This is a genomic window from Paraburkholderia sp. (genome assembly GCF_034668105.1).
In the GTDB taxonomy this organism is placed as follows: domain Bacteria; phylum Pseudomonadota; class Gammaproteobacteria; order Burkholderiales; family Burkholderiaceae; genus Paraburkholderia.
The window spans coordinates 1-5,415 of the sequence record NZ_JAXDPY010000096.1 but is presented as its reverse complement, the minus strand read 5'-3'; the positions used below and the strand labels follow the sequence as shown (position 1 = coordinate 5,415).

6 protein-coding genes are annotated in these 5,415 nt (G+C 62.9%); all 6 read right to left on the bottom strand.

All coding sequences use genetic code 11. The annotated features are described in order from the left end of the window. The coding region (locus tag QOC89_RS04785; RefSeq protein WP_323043971.1) for an aromatic amino acid ammonia-lyase at positions 1-998 on the bottom strand (998 nt) is incomplete at its 3' end. Between the two features lie 54 nt (positions 999-1,052). Continuing rightward, positions 1,053-1,844, bottom strand: a complete 792-nt coding sequence (locus tag QOC89_RS04780; RefSeq protein ID WP_028197383.1) for an ABC transporter ATP-binding protein — start codon at positions 1,842-1,844, stop codon at positions 1,053-1,055. Between the two features lie 35 nt (positions 1,845-1,879). Beyond that, positions 1,880-2,635 (bottom strand): ABC transporter permease subunit, encoded by a 756-nt coding sequence (locus QOC89_RS04775; protein ID WP_323043970.1) that lies wholly within the window; start codon positions 2,633-2,635, stop codon positions 1,880-1,882. A gap of 15 nt (positions 2,636-2,650) precedes the next feature. After that, positions 2,651-3,373 (bottom strand): ABC transporter permease subunit, encoded by a 723-nt coding sequence (locus QOC89_RS04770; RefSeq protein WP_323043969.1) that lies wholly within the window; start codon positions 3,371-3,373, stop codon positions 2,651-2,653. Positions 3,374-3,466: 93 nt separating this feature from the next. Beyond that, positions 3,467-4,321, bottom strand: a complete 855-nt coding sequence (locus tag QOC89_RS04765; RefSeq protein ID WP_416340353.1) for a transporter substrate-binding domain-containing protein — start codon at positions 4,319-4,321, stop codon at positions 3,467-3,469. Positions 4,322-4,716: 395 nt separating this feature from the next. Further along, the gene (locus QOC89_RS04760) at positions 4,717-5,397 is read right to left on the bottom strand and encodes an isoprenylcysteine carboxylmethyltransferase family protein (protein ID WP_323043972.1); all 681 of its coding nucleotides are present in this window, start codon (positions 5,395-5,397) and stop codon (positions 4,717-4,719) included. Positions 5,398-5,415: the final 18 nt, after the last annotated feature.

Here is a 5,415-nt window from a genome sequence, read left to right as displayed (position 1 = left end):
GCGAGAGCAATCGACGCCCCCACCGCATGCGCCTGCGAATAAACGCGCGGCGCTTCCGGCGTGCCGGCGACGATCGGGTTGTCGGTAATCGACGCGAGCTCGCGATTGACCACATCGGCGGTCGCGGTGAGCACGTCGCGCGCTGCGCCATGGACATGCGGAATGGTCCGCATGCTCAGCGGATCTTGCGTGCGCTGGCCGACCACCGCGGCGAGAATGCCGCTATCGGCAAGCGCGGTACGCATCCGTTCGCCGACCAGATTCAGGCCCGGCGAAATGCGCAGCGCCAGCGAGTCTTCATCGAAAGCCGCGAGCTGTCCGCGCAAATTCTCAAAGCTCATCGCGGCGACCACGTCGGTCCAGTCGAGCAGACGTGCGGCGCGCGCGAGAGCCAATGCGGCGAGACCCGTCACGCACGGCGTGCCGTTGATGAGGCTCAAGCCCTCCTTCGCTTCGAGCACGAGCGGTTCGAGGCCGAGCAGTTGCAACGCGTCACGCCCTTTGAGGCGTTCGCCGCGATAGCGCACATGTCCCTCGCCGATGCAGACCAGTGCAATATGCGCCATATGGCTCAGATAACCGACCGAGCCGAACGCCGGCACTTCCGGCAGGCAATCGGCATTGAGCAACGCGACCAGCTGATCCGCGACTTCGAGGCGAATTCCCGAATGTCCGTGCGCAAAATTGTTCACGGCAGCCGCCATGATCGCGCGCGTCTCGGCGACACCGAGCGGCATGCCCACACCGACCGCATGGCTCATCAGAATGTTGCGCGACAGCGAGCGCTGTTCGGTGGGCGACACGATCACATCGCACAGCGCGCCGACGCCGGTATTCACGCCATACGCGCGAATCCCGCGCTCGACGATCTGCTCGACGAGCACACGCGCCGCCGCGATACGCGAGCGGGCGTGGGCGGAAAGCTCGAGCGGTTCGCCGGCGGCGATGGCCGCCACCTGAACCCAGTCGAGAGGACGATCGGAACGGATCACGGCCATGATAGTGCTTTGCCTGGTGAAGTGACGAAGTGGTGAGCAGCGAACGCCGCCCCGTTAGTTGGTCGTACGATCCTGGTGACTCGACACGAATTGGCGGAAGCGGTCCGACTTGCATTCGACGAACACTTCGTCTGGTGTGCCGTCGGCTTCCACTTGCCCTTGATGCAGGAACATCACGCGATTCGACACATGGCGCGCGAACCCCATCTCGTGCGTGACGACCAGCATCGTGCGGCCTTCTTCGGCGAGCGAGCGCATCACGCGCAGCACTTCGCCGACCAGTTCGGGGTCGAGCGCCGAGGTGGGTTCATCGAACAGCATCACCTTGGGATGCATCGCGAGGGCACGCGCGATCGCCACGCGCTGCTGCTGACCGCCGGACAGATGGGCCGGATAGTGTCCGCGCTTTTCCGCGAGACCGACTTTCGCGAGCAGCGCTTCCGCTTCTTCGACCGATTCGGCGCGGCTGCGCTTTTGTACGCGCATCGGCCCTTCGATCAGATTCTCCAGCACGGTCATATGCGACCAGAGGTTGAAGTTCTGAAACACCATGCCGAGTTGCGAGCGCACCCGGTCCACCTGGCGGCGGTCGCTGGGTTGCAGCTTGCCGTCGCCACGGCGCTTCATCTTGAGTTCTTCGCCGCCGAGCGCCACCGAGCCGTCGTCCGGCGTTTCGAGCAGATTCAGGCAGCGCAGAAACGTGCTCTTGCCCGAGCCGCTCGCGCCGAGAATCGAAATCACGTCGCCTTGATGGGCGTCGAGCGAAATACCTTTGAGCACATGGTGGTCGCCGAACGACTTATGAATGTTCTTGACCGACAGTGCGACAGGTGCCGTAGCGTTCATGAGATTCTCCAGATTCTGCGGGAATGTTCGTTCGTTCACGGCGCGGCGCGGCGTGTTCCAGTGGGGGTGGAAACCGGCCGGCCCGGTGAGCTCGACGCGGGCGCCGCACGCAGATGGCGCGACAGACGCGTCTCGAGGAAGCCGAGCAAACGCACGATGACGAAATTCAGGAACAGATAGATCAACGCGGCGCAGACGAATACTTCGGTGGTGCGATACGTTTGCTGAATGATCTGCTGCGCCACGCCGGTCACTTCCCACACGGTGACAAGACTCGCGAGCGCGGTCGATTTGACGAGCAGCACGGCCTCGGTCGAATACGCGGGCAAACATTGGCGCAATGCGATCGGACCAATCACACGGCGCAGCAGCGCGAAACCCGACAGGCCGATCGAATAGCCTGCTTCGATCTGACCGACCGGCACGGCCATCAAACCACCGCGGATAATCTCGGCGGTATATCCGGCGGTGCACAGCGCCAACGATAAAACCGCGCACATGTAGGGCTCGCGCAGCACCGGCCACAGGAAGCTCTCGCGAATCACGCCGAACTGGCCCATGCCGTAGTACACGAGGAACATCTGGATCAGCAACGGCGAGCCGCGGAACACGAGGATATAAGCGCGTGCAAAGCGATTTGGCAGCCAATGCGGCGAGACGCGCATCGTCACGATGACGAGCGAGAGCAAGCCGCCGAGGATCAGCGAGCAGAAGAACAGCCCGAGAGTGGTCGGCACGGCCGCAATCAGTTGCCGCAGCGTATCGAGCAGGAAATCGAAGTCGAAATGCATGATGTCCGGTCCCCGTCAGTTGCGCGCGAAGTTGCGTTTGAAGGACCGGCCCACGCGCGCTTCGGCGCGGTTGAAGACCCGGTTCGAGATGCTGGTCATCAGCAGATACAGCGCGCCGCCGACCACGAAGAACGTGAAGTACTGATGCGTCGAACCCGCCGCCACCTGACTGGCGCGCAGCAGTTCGGCAAGACCGGTGACGGAAATCAGCGCCGAATCCTTCAGGCTCAATTGCCAGACATTGCCGATGCCAGGCAACGCGAATCGCAACACTTGCGGAATCAGAATGCGGCGCGCCATGGTCATGGTGGGCATGCCGATCGAGCGCGCCGCTTCGAGTTCGCCGCGCGCTACCGCGAGCACCGCCGAGCGATACACCTCGGCCTGATACGCGCCTGAAATCATGCCGACCGCAAGCGCGCCGATCACGAATGGCGGTACGCCGACAAAGCCGTCGGCGCCGAACCACTGACCGATCGTGGTCACGAGCGTCGAGCCGCCGAAATAGAACAGATAGATGACGAGCAACTCAGGCACGCCGCGAAACACCGTGGTGTACACATCGCCGATCACACGCAGCGTGCGAAACCGCGATAGCTTGGCCGCCGCGATCAGCGCGCCGAACACCGCGCCGACCGCGAGTGCGGCCAGGGTGAGCGCGACCGTCATCAATGCCGCGAGCAGCAACACGCCGCCCCAGCCTTCCGGCCCGAAGCCGAGCATCTGTATCAGAGCCATTCCCTACCCCTCATCCATTACGGCGGATCGAACCAGCCGGCAGGCACGCTGCTTCGCCGCGCGCATGCCGCTACAGCTAAATGCTCAGGCGAATCAAGGCGTGACGTCGGTCTTGAACCATTTGGCGGAGAGCTTCTTGACGGTGCCGTCGGCAAGCGCGGCGCTGATCGCGGTATCGAACTTCGCTTTCAGGTCGGCGTCCTGCTTGCGGAATGCGAGGCCTTCGCCCGGACCCCAGATCGGGCCGCCGATCTTCGGGCCGGCCATTACGATCGACGCCGTTTCTTTCTTGTCGATGTTGGCGGCGTAGTAGGTCACGTCGTCGAACGAGGCGTCGATGCGGCCGTTGGCCAGATCGAGGTCACGCTCAGGCGAGGTCTTGTAGACGCGGATCGTGGCGACGTCCTTGAAGCCGTCGTTGATGAACCTGGTGTAGACCGTGCCCGACTGAATGCCGATGGTTCTGCCCTTCAGCTGTTTGCGCAAGGCGTCGACGGTGGGCTGGTCGGTTTTCGGATCGCCCGACAGCTTGACGACGCCCGCGCTCGGCACGGCTTTCGGCAGCACTTTCGCGTCGGTCACGGCGAACGTGGCGGGTGTGGCGGCGTACGGCTTCGAGAACGCGATGATCTTTTCGCGCTCCGGTGTGATCGAGATCGCATCCATCAGGACGTCGAACTTGCCGGCTTGCAGACCGGGGATCATGCCGTCCCAGTCTTGCGCGACGAGGTTGCACTGCAGCTTGATGCGCTCGCACAGATTGGCGACCAGCTCAGGTTCGAAACCGCCCAGCTTGCCGCCCGGCAAGGTCAGGTTCCACGGTGCGTAACCGCCTTCCAGCGCGATCGTCACGGTCTTCCAGTCTTTGGCCTGCACCGGTGCCGCGAAAATCGTCGCGGCGCCGACAACGGCGCCCATCAATGCTTTTGCTAACGTCGTGCGTTTCATTTTCACGTCGAGACTCCTTGGATGGAGGAAACCGTCTGGCTGGATTTTTATCCGCCGCTTAATTTGTATAGACAAGTCTGCATGAGTCAAAAAGCCCTCGCAAGCGGATTTATCAAAAAACGCGTGGCTCATCGGGTAAGCCCCTATAAGCAGCCGCACGACAAGGCCTTTAAGGGAGTTTTGAAAGCACGGAGACAATGCGCCGGGTGGTAGCGTCTGCATCAGCGCGGTGCGCTTTGTCTAGACAGGTTGGGCTGGACGTGCTCGAGGTGCTGGAGGTGCTGGACGTGCTGGAGGTGCTGGAGGTGCTGAGGTGCTGAGGTGCTGAGGTGCTGAGGTGCTGAGGTGCTGAGGCAATAAGTGTTGCGGCACTTCGAGTGGCTGCGGTACGCGCCCTACCAGATGAACGGCACGAAGCGGTAACGCACGCGTGCCGTGTAGCCGGTATAACCGTCGAGTTGCTCCGCCAGTACGCGCTCCTCGCGCACCGCGCGCCAGCCGATACCGAGTATCAGCAGCGGTACGCAGGCAAGCCCCCACCACGAGCCGAGCAACAGTGGCGTGCCGACGAACAGCAGAAGCGCGGCGGAATACATCGGATGACGGACATGGGCGTAAGGCCCCGTGTCGATGACTTTGTGACCACGGCTTGCCTGAATCTTCACGACGGGCGCGGCATAGCTATTGGTCCGGAAGACGATCAGACACATGAAAAGACAGAGGAAGATGCAGAGCGAACCGAGGCTCACCAGCCAGACCGGCAACGGCGCCGACCAGCGATAGCGCATCGCGTCGAGCCCCATCAGGACGAGCCACGCGCACCACGTTACCGCCACGGCCACCATGAAAATGCGGTCCCAGCGGCTTTGTTGCGCCTGAACGATCGGCGCGAGACGCTCGGCAAGCAGACCGGGATCGTGGCGCGCCAGCCAGAAACCGATCCATAGACTCAGCCCGCCGGTTTCGATCAGATACCACCAGCCGGCCGGCCACGCGAAGGTGCCCGCGGCGCCAAACAGCAGCGCACCCATGCAGGCCAGCCAGACCACCGTTTGCAGAATGAGGCGCGTGATCATGGTGAGTGCGTGGCGCTC